Below are 309 nucleotides of genomic sequence, written 5' to 3'. Positions count from 1 at the left end.
AAGCAATTCTGGAATATTGTGAAACCTCTCCCGAAGTTGATGCGATGGCTGTTATTTTTGGGAGTCCGGGTTTAACAGCTGTAGATGATGTTTATGAAGTGCTGAATGAAAAGATCGGAACATACAAAAAACCAATTTATGCCATTTTACCGTCAGTGGTGAATGTGAAAAGGGAAATTCAGGAGTTTTTAAAGAAAGGAAATATCGCTTTTCATGATGAAGTGTTGTTTGGAACTGCGTTGGCTAAAGTTTACAATCACACATCGGAAAGTCAAAAAGCTGCAGTTTCCTGTCACCAGGACTTTCGGG

The 309-nt window shown here is 39.5% G+C and carries 1 protein-coding gene; it reads left to right on the top strand.

The annotated features are described in order from the left end of the window. A partial coding sequence (locus HC175_RS22520) for a hypothetical protein (protein WP_209310219.1) occupies positions 1 to 309 on the top strand: 309 nt, incomplete at both ends.

The sequence above is a fragment of the Salinimicrobium oceani genome (assembly GCF_012037645.1).
The sequence above is the reverse complement of the archived record's forward strand: the minus strand, read 5'-3'. Positions and strand labels throughout refer to the sequence as shown.